The organism is Catenuloplanes japonicus, from assembly GCF_000717135.1.
GTDB classification, from domain to species: Bacteria; Actinomycetota; Actinomycetes; order Mycobacteriales; family Micromonosporaceae; genus Catenuloplanes; species Catenuloplanes japonicus.
Genome location: NZ_JNXY01000017.1, coordinates 177467 through 197775 on the forward strand (window position 1 = coordinate 177467; position 20309 = coordinate 197775).

Sequence of the window (20309 nt, forward strand, 5' to 3'; positions counted from 1 at the left end):
CAGGTCAGGATGGTATCGCCAGCGATAGTATCGGCGCCGATACTATCGCTGGCGATACCATCCCGGCGCTGTGCGACCCGGCACGCGAACGGGCCCGGCCTTTCGGCCGGGCCCGTTCGGTCTGATGCGGGTGGATCAGGCCAGGTCGAAGCGGTCGTTGTCCATGACCTTGACCCAGGCCTTGACGAAGTCGGCGACGAACTTCTCGCGGGCGTCGGCGCTGGCGTAGACCTCGGCCAGCGCGCGGAGCTGCGAGTTGGAGCCGAAGATGAGGTCGACCGCGGTGGCGGTCCACTTCACCTCGTCCGTGGCCAGGTCGCGGATCTCGTAGACGTGCTCCTCCGAGGCCGACGCCTTCCACTTCGTGCCCGGGGAGAGCAGGTTCGCGAAGAAGTCGTTCGTGAGGACGCCCGGCTGGGAGGTGAGCACGCCGTGCGCGCTGCCGCCGACGTTGTTGCCGAGCACGCGCAGGCCGCCGATCAGCACGGTCGTCTCCGGCGCGGTCAGGTCCAGCATGTACGCGCGGTCGATCAGCAGGATCTCGGGCTGGGTCTTCTCGCCCGGCCGCAGGTACTGACGGAACGCGTCCGCGCGCGGCTCCAGGACCTTGAACGACTCGACGTCGGTCTGCTCCAGCGTCGCGTCGGTGCGGCCCGGGTGGAACGGCACGGTGACCTGCACGTCGGCGTCGCGCGCGGCCTTCTCGATGGCGGCGCCACCGGCCAGCACGATCAGGTCGGCGAGCGAGATCTGCGCGCCGCCGGCCGCGTTGAACTTCTGCTGGATGCCCTCCAGCACGCCGAGCACCTTAGTCAGCTGCTCCGGCTGGTTGACCTCCCAGGAGCGCTGCGGCTCCAGGCGGATGCGGGCGCCGTTCGCGCCGCCGCGCTTGTCGGTGGAGCGGAAGCTCGCGGCCGACGACCACGCGGTGGAGACCAGCTCGGCGACGGTCAGACCCGAGTCGAGCACCGCGGCCTTGAGACCGTCCACGTCGGAGGCGGACACCAGCGCGCCGGAGACGGCCGGCACCGGGTCCTGCCAGAGCTGCGCCTCGGGGACCCACGGGCCGAGGAAGCGGCTGACCGGGCCCATGTCTCGGTGCAGCAGCTTGTACCAGGCCTTGGCGAACGCGAGCTGGAACTCGTCCGGGTTCTCCAGGAAGCGGCGGGAGATCTTCTCGTACGCCGGGTCGACGCGCAGCGACAGGTCCGTCGTCAGCATCGTCGGCAGGTGCTTCTTCGTGGCGTCGTGCGCGTCCGGGACGATCGCCTCGGCGTTCTTGGCCACGTACTGCTTCGCGCCGGCCGGGCTGGTGGTCAGCTCCCACTCGTACCCGAAAAGGATCTCGAAGAAGCGGTTGGACCACTGGGTCGGCTTGTCCGTCCAGGTGACCTCGAGGCCGGACGTGATGGTGTCGCCGCCCTTGCCGCTGCCGTGCGTGTTCAGCCACCCGAGACCCTGGGCCTCCAGCGGCGCGCCCTCCGGCTCCGGGCCGACGTGGCCGTCCGCGGGGCCGGCGCCGTGCGTCTTGCCGAACGTGTGACCGCCGGCGATGAGCGCCACGGTCTCCTCGTCGTTCATGGCCATCCGGGCGAACGTCTCGCGGATGAACGTGGCGGCGAGCAGCGGGTCCGCGCTGCCGCGGGGGCCCTCGGGGTTGACGTAGATGAGGCCCATCTCGGCCGCGCCGACGCCCTCGGGCAGCGCGTCGTCCGCGTAGCGGGAGTCGCCGAGCCAGGCGTCCTCGGGGCCCCAGAAGATCTCCTCGGGCTCCCACACGTCCGCGCGGCCGAAGCCGAAGCCGAAGGTCTTGAAGCCCATGGACTCCAGCGCCACGTTGCCGCCGAGCACGAGCAGGTCGGCCCAGGAGATCTTCTGGCCGTACTTCTGCTTGACCGGCCAGAGCAGGCGGCGGGCCTTGTCCAGGTTCGCGTTGTCGGGCCAGCTGTTGAGCGGCGCGAACCGCTGCCCGCCGTCGCCGGCGCCACCGCGGCCGTCCTGGATGCGGTAGGTGCCCGCGGCGTGCCAGCTCATCCGGATCATGAGGCCGCCGTAGTGGCCGAAGTCGGCCGGCCACCAGTCCTGCGAGGTGGTGAGCACCTCGGTGATGTCGCGCTTGATCGCGTCGACGTCGAGCTTGGCGAACTCCTTGGCGTACTCGAAGTTCTCGCCGAGCGGGTTGCCCTTGGAGGAGTGGGCGTGCAGCACCGACAGGTCGAGCTGGTTCGGCCACCAGTCGCGGTTGGTGCGCGGGCGGCCGCCGGTCTTCGGCTCCGGCGCGTCGATCACCGGGTTCTCGCTCTCGCTGCCGGACGCGGTCACGGAGTCGTGTGCCACAGGGCAGCCGCCGCTCTTGTTGTCTTCGTCGCTCATGAGATTCCTTCCGGTTCCTTGGCAGTGCGTGTGGCCGCACAGTCGGGGCAGACGCCCCAGAAGACGACCTCCGCCTCGTCGACCGCGAAACCGTGGCCGTCCGGGGCGGTGAGACAGGGGGCTTCGCCGACCGTGCACGGCACGTCGACGATCGTGGCGCAGGTGCGGCACACGAGGTGGTGGTGGTTGTCGCCCACCCGGGTCTCGTAGCGCGCGGTCGCGCCGGCCGGCTGGATGCGCCGGACCAGGCCGGTGTCGGTGAGCACCCGCAACACGTCGTAGACCGCCTGGTGGGACACGGTCGGCAGGTCGCCGCGGACCAGCGTGATCACGGTGTCGGTGTCGACGTGCGGGTGGTCACGCAGCGCGGCAAGCACGGCTAGTCGCGGCCGAGTCACGCGGAGCGAGACCGCCCGCAACTGATCCTCGGACGACGTCACGGCACAGACCTTAGTCGGCTTTTCTGGAATAGTTCAAGTTTCGGCGTGGCGGGCCGACCTCAGCTTGACAGGTGCAGCGCCGCCCACTCGTCGAAACGGCGCAGCACCGCACCCCGGATCTCCGGCGCGGACAGCGTCAGATCGTGCAGCGCGCCCGGGAACCGGACAAGCGTGACGTGCGGCCCGAGGCTCAGCCCCCACCTGCGGATCTGCGCCACGTCCAGCACGATGTCGGTGCCGTGCGTGTCCTCGATCGGGTCCCGCAGCCAGTTGAACGACCGCGCGGACGAGCCGACCAGCACCGGGATCCCCAGCTTCAGCCCGCGCCGGACGCGTCGCTGCGCGGCCCGGATCGCGGCCAGCCAGCCGAGCCGGATCGGATGCCCGAGCGCCGGCTTCAGCGCCAGGTCGTAGCTCCACTCGCCGCGCAGCGTGGCGTGCGTCGACACCGCGAACGCGTCGCTGACCGGATGCGGCACCACCGCGTGCGGCGCCAGCCGGGCCGCGGACGAGGCCAGGGCCAGCACCGGCCGGCGCAGCGCCCACGGCAGCGCGAAGTCGAAGAACGGGCTGTTCAGGAACGCGCCGCGGAGGTGGCTCTCCGGCCGGTCCGCCGCCCAGAGCGCGCCGATCAGCCCGCCGGTGGAGTGCCCCCAGACCACGATCTCGCGCGCGCCGTCCGCCGTGATCCGGGCGGCCGCGGCGTCGAGCTCGTCGTAGTACTCCGCGAGCGAGCTGCAGAAGTTCGCACTCTGGTGCGGGAGCAGGCTGCGCCCGTACCGCCGCAGGTCGATGCCGTAGACGTTCCACCCGGACGCGGCGAGATGATCCGCCACGTGCGTCTGGAAGAAGTAGTCGGCCAACCCGTGGATCATGAGCACCGCGCGCTGCCCGTCGCCGTGGTCGGCCCATCGGCGCACCAGCGTCGCGATCACGTCCCCCTGGGCGTCCCGCCCACAATCAAGGACAAACCGCTCATAGGGTACGCCGAGCAGCTGGTCGATGCCGTCGGGCGCGAACGTCACCGCTCAATTGTGCCGTACCCGCACTCGCCCGCCAGCACCTCGACCCGGGCCGCGATCTCGTCCTCGTCCAGCCCCAGCCGCTCACACAGCTCCCGGTGCGCCGCGACCAGCGGGTCCCCGACCTCCCGCGGCTCGGTCCGCGCCTGATCCGAGTTGTCGATCAGCGCGCCGGCCAGCTCGTCCCAGACCACGATCGCCTCACCGACCACCGCGAGCGCGGCCGCCGACGCCGGGTAGGCCAGCAGGATCTCCGCCTCCTCCACCAGCCGCTCGCCCGCGTCCTCGATGTCGTCCAGGTTCCACGCATCGGCGTCGGCCAGGTCGGACGCGTCCCGTACCGCCGCCCGGAAGTCCTCCGCGCCCGACGCCGCGGCCGCCGCGTCCAGCAGCCCGGCCTCGCCGAGCAGCCGCACCGCGAACAGCCGGTCCCGCAACGCCTCCTCGACCACGAGCGTGCTCAACTGCCGCGGCGTGAGGCGGCGCAACGCCTGCAAAAATCGCGCCTGTTCCGGGTCCGCCGGATCCGGGCCCGGCGGCACGGCCGAGGCCAGCAGCGGGAACCGCGCCTCGATCGCCGTCAGCGCCAGCGCCACCGCGTGCGCGCACCACGGGCCCTCCGCCGCGCAGTCACAGACGCCGGTGATCGCGCCGCCGACGATGCCGACCCAGGCCCGCACGCCCGCGACCTCCGCCTGCACGCCGCCGCCCAGCGACTCCAGCTCGCCGACCTCACCGGCCAGCCGATCCGCTTCCGCCGCCACGTCCGCCGGGACGGACTCCCGGAAGGCCTCACCATCGATGCGTACCGCCACGGACGATCACCCTACCGGCGTACCCGGAAGCCTTGTACTGGCGGGCGCTGAGTACAGTTTCGCCCTCGGGTACCGGTTAAGGAGAGGCATGGATCCATACGGCGGCGGCACCGTCTACGGCAAGGGCGGCGCCGAGGCGCGCCCGCCGAAACGACGGTTCGGTGCGGTGCACCCGGGGGTCACGGCGGGCGTGGCGTTCGGCATGGTGGCCGCGTTCGCACTCGGCTGGTTCATCTGGCAGACCACGTCGGAGCCGTCCACGCTGCGCGACCTGAACGACGCCGCCGATGCCGGGGCTCCGCCCGCGTCCGCCGGTGCGGTCTCCCCCACGCCGTCGGAGGGACCGGTGGAGCTGGGCGTGGGCGCGTTCAAGCTGGAGTCGGTGAAGAGCCCCGGCAGCATCATGTCCAAGGTGGACGGCCTGGCGGTGATCACGGCGACCGGCGGCGGGCTGCAGGTCGTCCAGGGGCTGGCGGACCCGGCGTGCTTCTCGTTCCACACCGAGGACGACACGTACATGCGGCACTCCGGATACCGGCTCCGCTTCGACGCGAACGACGACTCGGACCTCTTCAAGAAGGACGCCACCTTCTGCCCGGAGGACGGCGTGGAGCCGGGGACCGTCACGCTGCGCTCCGTCAACTACCCGGACCACGTCGTGCACCACCGCAATGTTGAACTGTGGATCGACGAGTCGGACGACAGCGACGAGTTCGCCCGTGCCAGCTCGTTCACGGTGGCGAAGGGCTGAGATTCACCGGCTTGGAGCTTTGCTGAGCTTTCGGCGTCGAGGGCCGGATCTGCCGTGGGCAACCGGGCACTCCGTGCCCGATATTTCGTGTTATTGGTTGCGACGGGTGGGCTGGTTGCGTTTTTGCCTCCGGCGGGCCTCCGGCGGGAGCCTCCGACACCGGGGCAGCGGAAGGCCTTCAAACACCCGTGGGTGGCTGGTTTCGTGCGGCCTGGCGGTCACCTGTGCGGGTGCTTGCGCATAAAAGACAGAAGCCCGCCGGCGGGCGGGTGTCGGGGCTGCGGTGCGGCGCGGGCGCTGCGCGCCCGAAATATCGGCGTTTTTCTGGTGGGCTGTGTGTGATCTATCGGCGGGGGTCGTAAAGCCGGCCGTCGAATGTACGGGAGAGGTGTTTTGAGGGGCGAATAACGCCTCTCTCGTACATTCGACGGTTGATCTTTCATTTCCCCTGATTGATCGACTGCGGCGGCGCTGATAAATGCTGAAATTTCGGGCAGCGGGCAGCGGGCAGCGGGCCGCGAGCCGCGAGCCGCGAGCCGCGAGCCGAGGCACTGTGAGATCAGGGGCGCCGGAAAAGGGGACGGGGTCAGGGGTGGCGGAGGAGTTCGGATTCGATTTCGTCGAGGAGGTCCAGGGCGGCGCGGAGCGGAGTGCGGAGGGCTACGACGTCCTCGTGTTCGATGGTGGCGGTGTCTGCGGTGGCGAGGAAGCGGGCGGCCTCGTGGTCGAAGGTGGCCAGGCGCGGGTCCAGCGGCGCCGCGGGGGCGCAGAGGGTGCGCAGCGTGGTGACGTGGTCGTCGATGCGGAGGCTGAGGCGGTCGCGGCGGATGGGCTTGGCGGAGGACATCCAGTGCCACCAGCCGATGGTGAAGGTGAGGGTGGCGACGTAGTCGCGCAGGATCCGGCGTTCGGCGCACACCTCGACGGCGTTCGCGGCCCACCAGTCCGCCAGCGGATGCATGCGACTATCCCAGCTTCGATATCGGGCGGAGATCGAGCTCGATGTGCTCCGCGGGGTCGGCCATCGGCACCGGGCGTCCAATATGGAATCCCTGTGCGAAGTCCACACTGTATCCCCGCAGGAGCGCGGCGGTCTCGTCGTCCGGGACGCACTCGGCCACGACCCGCATGCCGAGGTCGTGGCAGATCATGGTCAGGCGTTCGACCAGTGAGCGGTCCGCGGGCGTACGCGTCAGGCCGGTGATGAAGCGGCCGTCGATCTTGACCAGGTCGACCGGGAGCGTACGCAGGTGCAGCAGGGACGCGTGCCCGGTGCCGAAGTCGTCCAGCGCGAGCTGGGCGCCGAGCTGCCGGATGCCGGTGGCGAACGCGAGCGCCTCGTTGCGGTTCTCGATCGCGGCGGTCTCGGTGATCTCGAAGGTGAGGCGGCCGGCGCGCACGTTGTGCTTGGTCAGCGAGCGGGTGACGTGGTCGAGCAGGCCGGGGTCGGCGAGCGACCGGCCGGACACGTTGATCTGGCAGTGCGAGTCGAGCGCGCCCTGGCCGATGAGCTTGATCGCGTGGTCGATGACCCAGCGGTCGACGGGCAGGATCTGGCCGATGCGCTCCGCGGTGTCCAGGAACGCCCAGGGCGCGACCGGGTCGCCGGACTCGCCGCGGACGCGGAGCAGGATCTCGTGCCGGGTGACGCGGTTGAGGTCCAGGTCCAGGATCGGCTGGGCGAACAGCGCGAAACGTTCGTTCGCCACGGCGCTCAGCACGGTGGCGCGGCTGCGTCGCAGCCGGACCGCGCGGCCGGCGGGCGTGGCCGCGATCTGGGCGACGTGCCCGCTGCGGCGTGCCTGGCGGGCCGCGTGCTCGGCGTCGGAGAGCAGTTCGAAGCCGCTGGCCTCGGCGCCCTGCGGGAAGCGGACCGCGCCGGCCCACGCGTTGACGCGCACGCCGGAGAACAGGTGGCTGCGGACGCGCTCGACCGCGGTGACCGCGAGCCGTTCGGCCTCGGCGGGCGTGGTGGCGCCGCGCAGCAGCACGCCGAACTGGCCGGGTGCGGCGAGTCCGAGCACGGCACGGGACGGGTTCGCCTCGGTGAGCAGCCGTCCGATGTCGGCGGCCAGCTCGTCGCGGTCGACCGGCGCCTTCGGCTCGGTGGCGACGACAACGACAATGCCCTCGCCGGTACGCCGTGCGCGGTCCACCTCGTCGATCAGGTAGTCACGCGCGGCCAGCCCGGTGCCGGCCTCACGCGCGCCGAGCTCGGCGCAGAGCATCTCCTCGCGGCGCGCCTGCCGTTCCCGCTCACGCCGGGCCAGCTCGCGCGCGGTGACGTCCTCGCAGGTGGCCACGATGCCGTCGTCGAGGATCTCGATGAGCGCGTGCAGGTAGCGGATCGTGCCGTCGAGGCGGCGGGCGCGGAACGTGACCTCGTCCGGCCGGGTCAGCGCCCACGCCTTCTCGATCGCGGCCGTGACCGTGACCAGGTCGTCCGCGTGCAGGTAGCCCATGAGCGTGGCCGCGGTGACCACCTCGTCGGTCGTGGGGCGGCCGAGCATCGCGGCCATGCCGGGTGTCCAGGTCAGGCCGCCGCGGACCCGGTCCCAGCGCACGACGCCGCGGCCGGTGCGGTGCGCGGCGCGGGCGATCCGGGTGTACTCGTCCTCCGGCGTGGTCATCGGATCCGTGAGGTCGAGGTCGAGGCCGGTGGGTTCCGCGTGCCGGCGGTGGTCGGCCAGCACCTGGCGGGCGACGCGACGGAAGCGCATCTGTTCCAGCGTGCTGGGCCGGTGTGCGGCCGCGAGCTGGAGCACGTCATCGAGCCGCATCGGCGTCTCCTCCCAGGGTCTCGCCGGCCAGTTCGCGCAGGCGCCGGCGGGCCGCGTGCTTGTAGAAGCGCACGCTGCTGTCCGCGAGCCCGAGGATCCGGCCGATCTCGGGGTTGGTGAAGCCCTCCTCGGCCAGTTCGAAGACGCGGGCCTGGCGGGGCGGGAGCTGGCCGAGCCAGTGGCGGCGCAGCTGCTCGGCCTCCCAGGAGTCGGCCGGGGTGCCGGGCGCGCCGGGCAGTTCCTCGGGCAGCATGGTCTCGCGGCCGGCCTTGGCCTTCTCGCGGCGCAGCACGTTGTGGGCGGTCTTGATCACCCAGCCGAGCGGCGCGTCGAACTCGCGGATCTCCGCCCACTTGCGACGGGCGATCAGGTACGCCTCGTGCAGCGCGTCGCGGACCAGGTCCTGGTGGTCGCCGCCGAGCCGGAGCACGCCTTCGGCCTTGGCGTACGTCTGGAAGACCAGCTCGTTGAACTCCGTGTCGTAGCGGTCGTCGAGATGTTCCGGCTCGTCCCAACGGGCAGCGTGGTGCGGATGGCTCACGCCCGCCCCTCCCCCAGCTCGATCATTTCTCCCCCACAGAATTCGGCGCCCGTCCGCATATAACTCTCTGTGGGTGCCGGAATGTATATGCCGTTCGGCGATATTTCTTTGCCGAGATCTCTGATCTCGCCATTGATCTGCAACTTCTCTGCAAAATTTCAGCCATTAGCCAAAACAGTCCGATAACTTTGCGCCAGCACGCGGATACACACCGTTGCCAGGCCCGCCGGACCTACCTTTCCGAGGCCGCGCGGCGGCAGTCATCCGATGCCGACCGCGTACACGGCGGCCCCGGCACACCCGATGCCCGCGAACGTGAGCCGCTGCGCAGTAGCCCTCGTCACTAACCTTTCTCCTAAACCTACCGAAGTTGTAGGGTTCTCCGCGTTGAGCAGGGAATCAGCAGCTGAGGGGGCTCGGAGGGCATGGCGCACGTCGTACCGCCGGATGGTTTTGTGGATTGGCAACGGGCCCGGACCGCGCGACTCGTCTCGCCGCAGGGCAACCTCGCGCTGATCGAGACGCGGTGGGGTGCCGACGATCCGGAGGCCGCGCTCGCCGGGCAGCGGGACACGGTGACCGCGACGCGGCTGCGGCGCACGGACCCGCTGACCGGCGAGATCGAGCGTGGCGTGCGCCTGTGGGACGCGGACTCCGCGGCGATCCGGGCGTTCCAGGACGTGGACCGCTTCGCCTACGACCCCCGGTGGGTGCTCGAGGCCGCCTACACCGAGGTGCCCGGTGCCCGGAAGGTCCCGTTCGAACACATCAAGGACAACGGGGGTACGCGTGAGCTGGCGGTTCCCGGCGACATCGCGCTGACGCTGGACGGCCGGGACTACACGCTGCTCGCGTTCGACGACGGCGGCACGCTGCTGCTGGTCTTCGCGGACTCCACCACCGCCGACGGCACCTACGCGCCGGGCCGGTTCCTGTCCGTGCCACGCACGCCGGGCGCCTCGACGGTGACGCTGGATTTCAACCGCGCCTACGTACCCCCGTGTGGCTTTTCTGCGCACTTCAACTGCCCGATGCCGCCGCCGCAGAACCGTCTGGCACTGCCGGTCGAGGCAGGCGAGAAGCTTCCCGTGTTTTCTGCTGGTTTTTCCATTTATTAGGAGTTATTTCCCGTGAAGAGGGCTTGGATAGCCGTCGCTGCCGCTTCGGCGTTGCTGCTGACGGCCTGCGGTGACGGCGGCGAGAGCACGCCGACGGACGGCGCGAGCGCGATCATCAACGTGGGCTCGGTCTACGAGCCGCAGAACCTCGACAACACCGCCGGCGGCGGACAGGGCGTCACCGAGGCGCTCAACGGCAACGTCTACGAGGGACTGTTCCGGCTGACCGACGCCGGCACGGTCGAGCCGCTGCTCGCCACCGCGCACACCGTGTCCGAGGACGGCCTGACCTACACGTTCACGCTGGCGCAGGGCGTGACGTTCCACTCGGGCAAGGCACTGACCAGCGCGGACGTGAAGGCGAGCATCGAGCGCGTCACGGCGGAGACGTCGAAGTCCGCGCGCAGGAGCAACCTCTCCGTCATCTCCGCGATCGCGACGCCGGACGACAGGACAGTCACGGTGACGCTGTCCAAGCCGTCGATCTCGTTCGTCTACCACCTCAGCTACGTGTGGATCGTGAACACCGCGGCCGGCGACCTGAGCACCACCGCGGACGGCACCGGCCCCTACAAGCTCGGTGAGTGGAAGCGCGGCGCCACGCTGTCGCTGACCCGCAACGACGCCTACTGGGGCGCGTCGAAGGCGAAGAACGCGGGCGCGGTCTACCACTACTACACGGACGCGACCGCGCTGAACAACGCGCTGCTCACCAACGCGATCGACGTCGTGACCAGCGAGCAGTCCCCGGACGCGCTGGCGCAGTTCGAGAGCAACCCCCTATACACCATCAACGAGGGTACGTCGACGACGAAGCTGCTGCTGGCCTTCAACGACCGGGTCGCGCCGTTCGACAAGCCGCAGGTGCGCAAGGCGGTCAGCGCCGCGATCGACAACGCGAAGCTGCTCACCTCGATCTGGGGCGAGTACGGCACGCTGATCGGCTCGATGGTCCCGCCGGGCGACCCGTGGTACGAGGACCTGACCTCGGTCAACGCCTACGACGTCGAGGCCGCGAAGAAGCTGCTGGCCGAGGGCGGTGTTGGTGGCGGCTTCACGTTCACGCTGGACACGCCGAACTACGACCCGCACCCGACCGCGGCCACGTTCATCAAATCCGAGCTGGCGAAGATCGGCGTCACCGTCGAGATCAACACGATCACGTCCGACGAGTGGTACACGAAGGTCTACCAGCAGCGTGACTTCCAGGCCACGATGCAGGAGCACGTCAACGACCGCGACGTGGTCTGGTACGGCAACCCGGACTTCTACTGGGGCTACAGCAACGCCACGGTGACCGATCTGGTCGCGCAGGCCGAGGCCGCGAAGACCGAGGCGGACCAGGCCGCGCTGCTCAAGCAGGCCAACAAGATCATCGCGGAGGAGGCGGCCAGCGACTGGCTCTACCTCTACCCGCAGATCGTGGTCGCCTCGTCGTCGCTGTCCGGCTACCCGCTCAACGGCCGCAACTCCCAGTTCTTCGTCTACGACATCGTGAAGAGCTAGTGGTCCGATACCTGATACGCCGGACGGCGCTGCTGCTGGCGAGCCTTGCGCTCGCCGGCGTGGCGCTGTTCGTGCTTCTGCGCCTGCTGCCGGGCGACCCGGTCAACGCGCTGCTGTCCGTCGGCGCGACCGACGCGCAGATCGCGGCCGCGCGGCGCGAACTCGGCACGGACGCGCCGCTGGCCACGCAGTTCCTCGCCTGGCTCGGCGACGTCGCCACGTTCGACCTGGGCAGCTCGCTGATCAGCCGGCTGCCGGTCGGGCCGGAGATCGCCGCGCGGCTGCCGGTGACCGTACCGCTGACGCTGGCCGGGTTCGTGCTGGCCGTGCTGATCGCGGTCCCGGTCGGGTTCCTCGCCGCCTACCGCGCGGACCGCTGGGACGGGCCGCTGCTCAACGGCGTCGCGCAGCTCGGGCTCGCGGTGCCGGCGTTCTGGGTCGGGCTGCTGCTCGTCTCGGTCTTCGCGCTGAATCTGCGTGTGCTGCCGGCCGGTGGCTTCCCGCCCGCCGGCTGGAGTGATCCTGCTGCGTCGGTCGAGGCGCTGACGCTGCCCGTGATCACGATCGCGCTGGTCATGTCCGCCTCGCTCATCCGGTACGTGCGGGCCGCCACGCTCGACGTGCTCGGCAGCGACTTCCTGCGTACCGCGCGGGCGCTCGGCTCCTCGCTCCCCGCCGCCATGTGGCGCCACGGCCTGCGCAACGCGGCCGCGCCGGTCATCGCGGTCCTCGCGATCGAGCTGGCCACCACGTTCCTCGGCGCGGTCGTCATCGAGAGCGTGTTCGCGCTGCCCGGCCTCGGCAGCATGCTGATCAGGGCGATCAGTCAGCGCGACTACCCGGTCATCCAGGGCGTCATGCTGGTCAGCACGTTCGCGGTGCTGGCCGTCGGCTTCCTCGGCGACCTCGCCCAGCGCGTCGCCGACCCGCGCCTGCTGCGAGGCCACCGGTGAGACGACTGCATCTGATCGCCGGGCTCCTGCTCGTCACCGTGATCGGCGGGGCGGTGCTCATGTCGTACCTCTGGCTGCCCTTCGCTCCTGACGACACCTCCGGCGGGCGCCTGACCCCGCCCGGCGGCGACCACTGGCTCGGCACCGACAAGCTCGGCCGTGACCTGTTCTCCCAGCTGCTGGTCGGCGGCCGGATCGCGCTCGGCACCGCCCTCGGCGCGGTCACGGTCGGCGGCCTGCTCGGCGTCCTCTTCGGACTGCTGGCCGGTTTCGCGTCCCGCTGGCTGGACGACGCGGTCGCGGTCGCGCTGGACATCCTGATCGCGTTCCCCACGCTGTTGCTGGCCATGCTGATCGTCGCCGGATTCGGCGCGTCGCTCGGCGCGGCCGTGCTCGCCATCGGCCTGGCCATGGCCGCGATCGTCGCCCGCCTGACCCGCATCCTGGTGAAACAGGTGCTGTCCAAGGACTTCGTGACCGCCGCCCGGATCTCCGGGATCTCGTGGCCGCGGATCGTGCTCACCCACGTGCTGCCGAACATCTGGCCGGTCGTGCTGGTCAACCTGGCGCTGCAGGCCGGGCTCGCGGTGCTGGCCGAGGCGTCGCTGTCCTACCTCGGCCTCGGGACACCGCCGCCGAACGCGTCCTGGGGCCGCATGCTGTTCGAGGCCCAGGCCACCGTGCTCACCGCGCCGGTCGCCGCGATCGCACCCGGCGTGGCGCTGGTCGCGCTGGTCATCGGCATCAACCTGACCGCCGACGGCCTCCGCGACCTCGCCGACCCGACCCGCCGGAGATCCCGATGACTCTTTCGCTGTCCGTCTCCGCCCCGGCCCGGACGATCACACCGCAGTTCGTCTCCGCGCGATCGCCAGGCCCGCACGCTCGCCCGGTTCCGCCTCCGCCCCGCTCCGATGCCCCGCGTGTCCGCACCCGCCGGCGCTGCCGGAGCACCCGATGACCGCGCTGCTGTCCGTTTCCGCGCTGACCGTCCGCGGCGGCCGTGTCCTCGTCGACGACGTGTCGTTCGACGTACCGGCCGGCGCCCGGGTCGGTCTGATCGGCGAGTCAGGATCGGGAAAGTCGCTGACCGCACTGGCGGTGACGGGCTTGCTCCCGCCGGGTCTGGTCGCGTCCGGCTCAGCGGTGCTGGATCCGGCCGCATCCGGTTCTCCCGCGATCGACATGATCACGGCCTCGGAGCGGCAACGGATCCGCGCACGCGGCGGAATCGCCGCGGTGGTGTTCCAGGAGCCGCTGACCGCGCTCGACCCGCTGATGCGCGTCGGCCGGCAGCTCGCGGAACCGTTGCGGCGCTGGCAGAAACCGCGCGGCAAGGCCCTGGAAGCGGCCGTCTGCGCCGCGCTGGAGGAGGTCCGGCTGCCCGCCACGGCCGCGTCCTCCTTCCCGCACCAGCTCTCCGGCGGGCAACGACAGCGGGTCGCGATCGCGATGGCGCTGGCCTGCCGCCCCCGGCTGCTGATCGCGGACGAGCCGACCACCGCGCTCGACGTGACCGTACAGGCGGAGATCCTCGACCTCCTCGACACCCTGGTCCGCGAGCGTGGCATGGCGCTGCTCTTCATCACGCACGACCTACCGGTCGCGGCCCGCATCGCCGACCATCTGCTGGTACTGCGCGACGGACGGGTGGTCGAGTCCGGCCCGGCCGCCTCGGTGATCACCTCCCCCTCTCACGACTACACGCGGACGCTGGTGGAGAGCGCCCGCCGGTTCGACGCGGCTCTCGACCTCACCGCCCGGCCCGGCGACGATCCGGCCACCATCGCGCCGATCGCTTCCCGCAGCCGCGCCGGGCAGGGCCTCGGCCCCGCGTCCAGCGGCGAACCCGCGCCGGCATCCAGCGGCAGCGCGGAAGAGGGCGCCGCTTCGGCACGCACCGGCGGCGACGCACAGAAAATCGCCCCGGCACCCGACGACGACGCGGGGCAGGACAACGCGCCTGGTGGCAGCGTTCGCACCGAAGACGACGGGGCCTCGCATGACTGAGCCGATCCTCGAGGCCGCTGCCGTCGGTTTCGCCTACCGCACCGGCGTTCCCGCGCTGACCGACGTCTCGCTGGCCGTCCACGGAGGCCAGAGCGTCGCCCTGGTGGGCGAGTCCGGCGCCGGCAAGACCACCCTGCTGCGCCTGCTCCTCGGCCTGGCCCGCCCCACGTCCGGCGAGATCCGGTTCGACGGCGGGCCGCTGCGGCGCAACCGGTTGCGTGAGTACCGGCGCAGCGTGCAGACCGTGTTCCAGGACCCGTACTCGTCGCTCGACCCGCGGCAGCGCGTCGACCGGATCGTGGCCGAGCCGCTGCACGGTCTCGGCGTGGGCGGCACCGCCACCGCACGCGCCGCCCGCGTCACCGAGGCGCTGGACTCGGTCGGCCTGCCCGCGGACGCGGGATCCCGCTACCCGCACGAGTTCTCCGGCGGCCAGCGCCAGCGGATCGCGATCGCCCGCGCGATCGTCTGCCACCCGCGCGTACTCCTGGCGGACGAGCCGGTCAGCGCCCTCGACCTCACCACCCGCGTGAAGATCATCGACCTGCTGGCCGACCTGTGCGCCACCCGCGACCTGACGATGCTCCTGGTCTCGCACGACCTGGGCGTGGTCGCCACGCTCTGCGCCCGCACCGCCGTCCTCGAACACGGCCGCATCGTCGAACAGGGCCCCACCACCGGCGTCCTCGGCGCGCCGTCCCACCCCTACACCCGCAAGCTCCTCGCCGGCGTCCCCCGCCTCCCCGCGGCCGGGTAGATCACCCAAGCCGGGTTGTCGGGTTCGGGATTGACGCGCGTCAGTGGCCGGATTTAGCTGTCCGTGCTCGTGTCGTGCGGTCGCAGGCGTCACGAGATCCCGCGATCGCGCGCACGCCGCGAACCGGAGGGGACGCATGCACGCACACCCACCACATCGGACGCCGGGACGCGCCATCCGTGCCGGCGTCGTGCTCGCCGTGCTCATGCTGGCCGGCAGCGGCCAGGCCGTCGTGCCCCGGATGACCCCGCTCGCCGAAGCCGCAGCGGACGGTGCCCCTCCCGTGGTGCTGCCGAGGATCGGCTGCGCGGCGCTCGCCGGGCAGGACCTGTCCGGGACACCGGACGCCCCGGCGGTCATCGGGTCCGCGACGGAGACGACGTCCCCGGGCGGCTGGCCGGTCTGCGAGGTCAAGGGGACCGTGGCGCCGCAGATCCAGTTCGACGTGCTCCTTCCCACCGAGACGTGGCGGCAGCGATATCTGCAGACCGGGTGCGGGGCGTTCTGCGGCAGCGTCGACTTCTTCGCGGACGCGGCGGACGGGTGCGTGCCGCTGGACCGCGGCGACTTCGTGATCGCCACCGACAACCAGGGGCACGTCGGCGTCTCGGGCTTCGACGCCACCTTCGGCGCCGACCCTCAGCTGCGGGTCGACTTCGGCTACCGGGCCGACCACGTGGTCGCGCTGGTCGCCAAGCGGCTCATCGCCGTCTACTACGGGCAGGGCCCGCGCTACTCCTACTTCGACGGCTGCTCGCAGGGCGGCCATCAGGGGCTGACCGAGGCGCAGCGCTACCCGCACGACTTCGACGGCATCATCGCCGGCGCCCCGGCGTCGTTGCTCACCTCGCTCATCGTGTGGTCCGCGGGCTGGCACGCCACGGCGAACACCGACGCGCGGGGCCGGCCCGTCCTGACCGCCGCGAAGCTGCCCGCGCTGCACGCCGCCGTCCTGCGCGAGTGCGACGCGCGGGACGGCCTGGCCGACGGGCAGATCGACGACCCTCGGGCCTGCGCGTTCGACCCGCGGAGCCTGCGCTGCCCGGCCGGGACCGACGGTGCGAACTGTCTCTCCGACGCGCAGGCCGAGGCGGTACGCAAGCTGTACGACGGGCCACGCGACGAGCGGGGCCGGCTGATGTACCCCGGGGGTGAGCCGGTGGGTTCGGAGGCGAACTGGGCCCGATGGGTCACCCCGACCGCGACCGGCGCCCCGGCCGTGGCCGAGGGCAACGCCACGAACGCGCTGAAGTACCTCGCCTACCCGTACGCCCGGCCGACGGCGACGCTGCGCGACCTGCGCTACGACTCGGCGACGTTCCACGAGATCGCCCGGCAGGCCGGCATCTACGACGCGAGCAACCCCGGCCTGACGGCGTTCCGCGACGCGGGCGGGAAGCTGCTCCTCTGGCACGGCTGGGCGGACCAGGCGATCTCGCCGTACGGGACGATCGCCTACTATCACGCCGTCACCGAGCGGATGGGCGGGACGGACGCCACGCAGCGGTTCGCCCGGCTGTTCATGCTCCCGGGCGTCGCCCACTGCGGCGCCGGTCAGGGACCGGACGCGATCGACGCGCTCACCCCCACCCTCGCCTGGGTCGAGAACGGCGTCGCACCCGGCCGGCTCGTCGCCACGAAACGCGAGGACGACACCGTGGCACGGACCCGGCCGGTCTACCCGTATCCGACCGTGGCCCGCTACGACGGGAGCGGCAGCACCGACGACGCGGCGAACTTCACGCCGGCCCCGCCGCCCACGCGTTACCGGGACGACATCCCGTGGCTCGGGTCGTTCCGCTCCGGCTACGAGCAGACCTGCGGCTGGCACGACGGCCGCTGGATCTGTACCCCTGCCTAGGCAGGCCGTGCGCGGCCCCGCGCGGACTCGCCGAGGCGGGCCGGCATGGCCGTCACACGGTCCCTGTCAGGCTCAGGCCGCGCGGTGGACCGCCAGCACGCCGGGAAGTCCGGTGACCTCGGCTTGAAGCCGGCCGAACATGCCCGGACCGGTGAAGGCGACGTCGAACCACGGAACCGGCGCCCCGCACCCGATCGGAAGCTCGCCACGCTGATCACCGTGCCAGCCGGGCGAGCCGCCGGTACGCCCTATCGCGGCCTGGAGCAGGTTGCGTTCGTCCTGGGTGGATTCCGCGGTGACGTAGACCCGGGCCTGGAGACTGAGTCGCGCCTCAGTAGCGGTCGGCTGCACCGGCAGCCCGTCCGGCCCGCACGGTCGCAGCGCCCCGACGGCCCAGACCCCGGCCGGCACGAGAAGCAGGAGCGCAACGGCGGCCGTCCCGGCCCGCCGGAGGCGCGGGCGACGGGAGAGCAGGGACCACAGACCCGCCAGCGGGTACGGACGGTGCGCGGCCGCCAGCAGGATCGCGCCGGCCGTCATGAACAGCAGCAACATCGTGGGAAACGCGGCGAAGTCGTAGAGCGTGGGCGCCCAGAACGGCCGGAGCTGCGGTGACGCGACGCCGGGCCGCCACCACTCCTTCACGCCCTCCCACACGAACAGCGACGTGAACAGCAGCGGGAAGAGGTAGATCATCGCAAGGACGACGATCGGGCTGTCCTCGCGGTCGGTGCGGCGGCTGACCCATCCGAAGACCAGGTAGGTGACCAGTGCGCCGATCGGGGCACCGGCGGGAGCCGCCCACCAGATCCAGGCCGGCGGGGTACGACTGAGCGTGTACGTCGCGCCGCCGTCCGAGTCGTAGGAGGGCACGCCCGCCCGGTAGACGATGGTGAACCGCAGGATCAGGCCGTCGCGCTGCGCCCAGAACTGGTAGTCGCCGCCGCGCTCCTGGTCGTACAGGTCGTGGGTCTCCCAGCCCGCGGCGGTGAGCCGGGCACGCGCGTCCCGGCCGTAGTCGACCGTGTTCCGGGTCTCGGCGGTGTGCGTGACCGTGTGGTCGACGAAGCCGTAGACCGGGCCGCCCTCGGCGCTGGGCTCGGTGGCGAAGTCCGCGGCCTCGCCGCCGCCGTAGACGGTCAGGCCGGGGAAGACCGTGCCGCTGATCTCCGCGGCCCGGTCGCCGGTCGGCAGCGGTGGCACGAACGCCCAGGCCAGCCGCGTCGCGACCGCGCCGCCGGCGAACGCGCCGAGCAGCATCATGACCAGCGCGAACGGGACCACCAGGTGGTTGCCGGGCCGGCCGAGGCGGGCGCGCAGCCCGTGCCACAGGATGTTGACCGATTCGAGCGGGCCGGGCGCGCGCGTGCCGTCCTCCTCCGCGTCCGCGAGCGTGCCGATCAGTTCGTCGCGGCGTTCCCCGGGCGGGAACGCGAGCCCGGCCAGGCGGTGGCGCAGCGGGATCACCAGGCGATCCTCTGGGCCGCGGCCGGTCCGGCGAGCCGGCGGCGGACGGCCAGTTGCGCGGCGGCGGCCTCGGCGGCGCGGCGCAGGCGCTCGGACTCGGCCTCGAGCGCGGACTCGCCGTCGCCGGTGAGCCGGTAGTAGCGACGGCTGCGGCCGCCGACCACCTCGTCCCGGTCGATGGCGATCAGGCCCTCCGCGGCCAGCCGGTCGAGCGCGCCGTAGAGCGTGCCGGCCAGGAGCCGCACCTTGCCGTCGGAGAGTCGTTGCACCTCGCGGATCACGCCGTAGCCGTGCCGGGGCGTGTCGGCGAGCGCGGAGAGGATCCAGAGCGTCGCTTCGTGCATGACCGACAATATAAAGACACTCTGACTATAAGAGCAACTGACTATGCGCGGGGCGGGCGCACCGGTGTGCTGTCGCGACCGAGCGCGCGCCCGCTGAGCTCGGCGTCCAGCGTCTGCTGGGCGATGCGCATGGTCCCGGCGTGGACCGGGTCGGCGAGGCGGCGCCACATCTCGTCCTCGGACACCGCCTCCACGCGGGCCACGACCCACCAGATGTTGCCGAACGGGTCCCGCACCCTGCCTCCACGCTGCCCGAACGCATCGTCCGCGACCGGCGTGACCAGGCGCGTGCCGGGGACGGACAGCGCGCGGGCCACCGCCTCGTCGGCGTCGGGAACGCACACGCGCAGCAGGCTGGGCAGCGCCGGCCACTCGGGGCGGCGGTCGAAGCCGAGCACGACCGTGTCGCCGACGCGGATCTCGGCGTGGCCGATCAGGCCGTCCTCCGTGCGTACCCTCGCGAGCTCTTCGCCTTGAAAGGCAGTGGACACGAAATCGAGGAACGCGCCGGTGTCGTCGGTGACGACCCACGGCGCGACCGTGGTGTATGCCATGCACACCACGGTAAGCGGGGTATAGGCCGGGAACTGTCCTGAAGGTGGAGGATCGGTGACATGAGTTCAACGACGATCATCAGCGTCGCGCTGGCGCTCCTGACCGTGCTGGTCGCGTTCGGCGCGGTCGCGGCCGGACGCCCGGCGGCCCGGCGGCTGCGCGACGCACGGCACCCGCGAACCGTGCTCGGCTGGGTGGTGGCGCGCGTGTCGCCGAGCCTGCTGCTGACCGCGGCCGGCCTGCTGCTGGTGGTGACGCTGCTCAACGTGTTCATGGAGATCATGGAGGCGGTGCTGGAGGGCGACGACCTGACCGTGATCGACCGGCCGGTCGTCTCCTGGATCGCGCAACAGCGGGCGGCATGGAGCGACACGCTGGTGATCAGCCTGACCGACATCGGCGGCACGATCCTGATCACGGCGCTGCTCACCGGCGCCGCGGTGTGGACCGCGTGGCGGCTGCGGGCGTGGCGTCCGGTGCTGATCGCCGCGATCTCCGGTGGGGGCGGCGGCCTCCTGGTCGCGGGCATCAAGGCGCTGATCGCGCGCGACCGCCCGGACCCGCTGCTGCGCGCCGTGACCGAGAGCGGCTTCTCGTTCCCGTCCGGGCACTCGACCACCTCCGTGGTCGTGCTCGGCACGGTCGCCTGGCTGGTTTCCATGACCACAAACGCGCACATGGTACGGGCGACCGCCTGGGTCGCCGCGGTCCTGCTCGGCGCCGGGATCGGCCTGTCGCGCATCTACCTGGGCGTGCACTACCCGACGGACGTGCTGGCCGGCTGGATCCTCGGCTCGGCCTGGCTGACCACGGTCGCGCTCGCGGCCCGCCTCCCCGAGCTGCGGCTGCGCCTCGGCGGGCCGGTGCTGTTCCCCCGGTATCCGCAGCTGGTGTTCGCGGGCGCGGCGGTCGCGTGTTTCGCCGCGATCCTCGGCGTGGCCGCGATCGCCGCCACGACGGCGGACTGAGCGCCGGCGGCACGCTTGCTGAGCTTTCGACGCCGAGGTCCGCTTCGC

General features: G+C 71.6%; 19 protein-coding genes. 9 read left to right on the forward strand and 10 right to left on the reverse strand.

The features are described from left to right. Positions 1 to 135: 135 nt before the first annotated feature. Genes katG through OP04_RS50045 form a run of 4 tightly spaced genes read right to left on the reverse strand, consistent with a single transcriptional unit; the run spans position 136 to position 4650 of the window. Positions 136 to 2373 carry a catalase/peroxidase HPI gene (gene katG, locus OP04_RS24260; RefSeq protein WP_033342095.1) on the reverse strand — a complete coding sequence of 746 codons (2238 nt, stop codon included), beginning with the start codon at positions 2371 to 2373 and terminating at the stop codon, positions 136 to 138. Continuing rightward, positions 2370 to 2813 carry a Fur family transcriptional regulator gene (locus OP04_RS24265; protein WP_033342096.1) on the reverse strand — a complete coding sequence of 148 codons (444 nt, stop codon included), beginning with the start codon at positions 2811 to 2813 and terminating at the stop codon, positions 2370 to 2372. Before OP04_RS24265 ends, katG begins: the two co-directional genes overlap by 4 nt. Before the next feature lie 59 nt (positions 2814 to 2872). Then, entirely contained in the window at positions 2873 to 3838 is a 966-nt protein-coding gene (locus OP04_RS24270) for an alpha/beta hydrolase (protein ID WP_051798834.1), read from the reverse strand. After that, positions 3835 to 4650 (reverse strand): hypothetical protein, encoded by an 816-nt coding sequence (locus OP04_RS50045; protein ID WP_051798835.1) that lies wholly within the window; start codon positions 4648 to 4650, stop codon positions 3835 to 3837. The genes OP04_RS24270 and OP04_RS50045 overlap by 4 nt, the downstream gene beginning before the upstream one ends. A gap of 88 nt (positions 4651 to 4738) precedes the next feature. On the opposite strand from OP04_RS50045, the gene OP04_RS50050 reads away from it, so the two are divergent. Continuing rightward, a complete protein-coding gene (locus OP04_RS50050; RefSeq protein ID WP_051798836.1) occupies positions 4739 to 5401 on the forward strand; it encodes an AbfB domain-containing protein in 663 nt (220 codons plus the stop codon). A gap of 586 nt (positions 5402 to 5987) precedes the next feature. Here the strand turns inward: OP04_RS50050 and OP04_RS24285 are convergent. The 3 genes from OP04_RS24285 to OP04_RS24295 are packed head-to-tail and all read right to left on the reverse strand — an operon-like array spanning position 5988 to position 8722. Continuing rightward, a complete protein-coding gene (locus tag OP04_RS24285) occupies positions 5988 to 6362 on the reverse strand; it encodes a hypothetical protein (protein ID WP_033342097.1) in 375 nt (124 codons plus the stop codon). Between the two features lie 4 nt (positions 6363 to 6366). After that, the gene (locus OP04_RS24290; RefSeq protein ID WP_051798837.1) at positions 6367 to 8181 is read right to left on the reverse strand and encodes an EAL domain-containing protein; all 1815 of its coding nucleotides are present in this window, start codon (positions 8179 to 8181) and stop codon (positions 6367 to 6369) included. Next, positions 8168 to 8722: an RNA polymerase sigma factor gene (locus tag OP04_RS24295; protein WP_051798839.1), complete on the reverse strand. Its 555-nt coding sequence runs from the start codon at positions 8720 to 8722 to the stop codon at positions 8168 to 8170. The genes OP04_RS24290 and OP04_RS24295 overlap by 14 nt, the downstream gene beginning before the upstream one ends. Before the next feature lie 455 nt (positions 8723 to 9177). Between OP04_RS24295 and OP04_RS24300 the strand changes: the two genes are divergently transcribed. From OP04_RS24300 to OP04_RS24330, 7 genes are all read left to right on the forward strand, one after another. After that, positions 9178 to 9840, forward strand: coding sequence for a DUF1684 domain-containing protein (locus tag OP04_RS24300; protein ID WP_033342098.1), 663 nt, complete (start codon positions 9178 to 9180; stop codon positions 9838 to 9840). 12 nt (positions 9841 to 9852) lie between these two features. Continuing rightward, positions 9853 to 11346 carry an ABC transporter substrate-binding protein gene (locus OP04_RS24305; RefSeq protein ID WP_033342099.1) on the forward strand — a complete coding sequence of 498 codons (1494 nt, stop codon included), beginning with the start codon at positions 9853 to 9855 and terminating at the stop codon, positions 11344 to 11346. Beyond that, complete coding sequence (locus OP04_RS24310; protein WP_033342100.1) at positions 11346 to 12299, forward strand: ABC transporter permease; 954 nt, start codon at positions 11346 to 11348, stop codon at positions 12297 to 12299. Before OP04_RS24305 ends, OP04_RS24310 begins: the two co-directional genes overlap by 1 nt. Then, the gene (locus tag OP04_RS24315; RefSeq protein ID WP_033342101.1) at positions 12296 to 13105 is read left to right on the forward strand and encodes an ABC transporter permease; all 810 of its coding nucleotides are present in this window, start codon (positions 12296 to 12298) and stop codon (positions 13103 to 13105) included. Before OP04_RS24310 ends, OP04_RS24315 begins: the two co-directional genes overlap by 4 nt. A 151-nt stretch (positions 13106 to 13256) precedes the next feature. Next, the gene (locus OP04_RS24320; RefSeq protein ID WP_063746677.1) at positions 13257 to 14309 is read left to right on the forward strand and encodes an ATP-binding cassette domain-containing protein; all 1053 of its coding nucleotides are present in this window, start codon (positions 13257 to 13259) and stop codon (positions 14307 to 14309) included. Next, a complete protein-coding gene (locus OP04_RS24325; RefSeq protein WP_033342102.1) occupies positions 14302 to 15066 on the forward strand; it encodes an ABC transporter ATP-binding protein in 765 nt (254 codons plus the stop codon). The genes OP04_RS24320 and OP04_RS24325 overlap by 8 nt, the downstream gene beginning before the upstream one ends. A gap of 136 nt (positions 15067 to 15202) precedes the next feature. Continuing rightward, positions 15203 to 16927, forward strand: coding sequence for a tannase/feruloyl esterase family alpha/beta hydrolase (locus tag OP04_RS24330; protein ID WP_033342103.1), 1725 nt, complete (start codon positions 15203 to 15205; stop codon positions 16925 to 16927). A gap of 72 nt (positions 16928 to 16999) precedes the next feature. Here the strand turns inward: OP04_RS24330 and OP04_RS24335 are convergent, their stop codons facing one another. The 3 genes from OP04_RS24335 to OP04_RS24345 are packed head-to-tail and all read right to left on the reverse strand — an operon-like array spanning position 17000 to position 19292. Continuing rightward, positions 17000 to 18394 carry a hypothetical protein gene (locus tag OP04_RS24335; protein WP_033342104.1) on the reverse strand — a complete coding sequence of 465 codons (1395 nt, stop codon included), beginning with the start codon at positions 18392 to 18394 and terminating at the stop codon, positions 17000 to 17002. Next, positions 18391 to 18738 carry a PadR family transcriptional regulator gene (locus tag OP04_RS24340; protein ID WP_033342105.1) on the reverse strand — a complete coding sequence of 116 codons (348 nt, stop codon included), beginning with the start codon at positions 18736 to 18738 and terminating at the stop codon, positions 18391 to 18393. Before OP04_RS24340 ends, OP04_RS24335 begins: the two co-directional genes overlap by 4 nt. Positions 18739 to 18779: 41 nt before the next feature. Further along, on the reverse strand, positions 18780 to 19292 hold the full coding sequence (locus OP04_RS24345) for a VOC family protein (RefSeq protein WP_033342106.1): 513 nt from the start codon (positions 19290 to 19292) through the stop codon (positions 18780 to 18782). Positions 19293 to 19352: 60 nt separating this feature from the next. On the opposite strand from OP04_RS24345, the gene OP04_RS50055 reads away from it, so the two are divergent. Beyond that, entirely contained in the window at positions 19353 to 20261 is a 909-nt protein-coding gene (locus tag OP04_RS50055; protein WP_051798844.1) for a phosphatase PAP2 family protein, read from the forward strand. Positions 20262 to 20309: the final 48 nt, after the last annotated feature.

Excerpts from the sequence above, each read along its gene's own strand:
- OP04_RS24325 (WP_033342102.1), top strand. The coding sequence starts at position 14,302 with ATGACTGAGCCGATCCTCGAGGCCGCTGCCGTCGGTTTCGCCTACCGC.
- OP04_RS50055 (WP_051798844.1), top strand. The coding sequence starts at position 19,353 with ATGAGTTCAACGACGATCATCAGCGTCGCGCTGGCGCTCCTGACCGTG.
- OP04_RS24340 (WP_033342105.1), bottom strand. The coding sequence starts at position 18,738 with ATGCACGAAGCGACGCTCTGGATCCTCTCCGCGCTCGCCGACACGCCC.
- OP04_RS24290 (WP_051798837.1), bottom strand. The coding sequence starts at position 8,181 with ATGCGGCTCGATGACGTGCTCCAGCTCGCGGCCGCACACCGGCCCAGC.
- katG (WP_033342095.1), bottom strand. The coding sequence starts at position 2,373 with ATGAGCGACGAAGACAACAAGAGCGGCGGCTGCCCTGTGGCACACGAC.
- OP04_RS24285 (WP_033342097.1), bottom strand. The coding sequence starts at position 6,362 with ATGCATCCGCTGGCGGACTGGTGGGCCGCGAACGCCGTCGAGGTGTGC.
- OP04_RS24330 (WP_033342103.1), top strand. The coding sequence starts at position 15,203 with ATGCACGCACACCCACCACATCGGACGCCGGGACGCGCCATCCGTGCC.
- OP04_RS24345 (WP_033342106.1), bottom strand. The coding sequence starts at position 19,292 with ATGGCATACACCACGGTCGCGCCGTGGGTCGTCACCGACGACACCGGC.
- OP04_RS50050 (WP_051798836.1), top strand. The coding sequence starts at position 4,739 with ATGGATCCATACGGCGGCGGCACCGTCTACGGCAAGGGCGGCGCCGAG.
- OP04_RS24320 (WP_063746677.1), top strand. The coding sequence starts at position 13,257 with ATGACCGCGCTGCTGTCCGTTTCCGCGCTGACCGTCCGCGGCGGCCGT.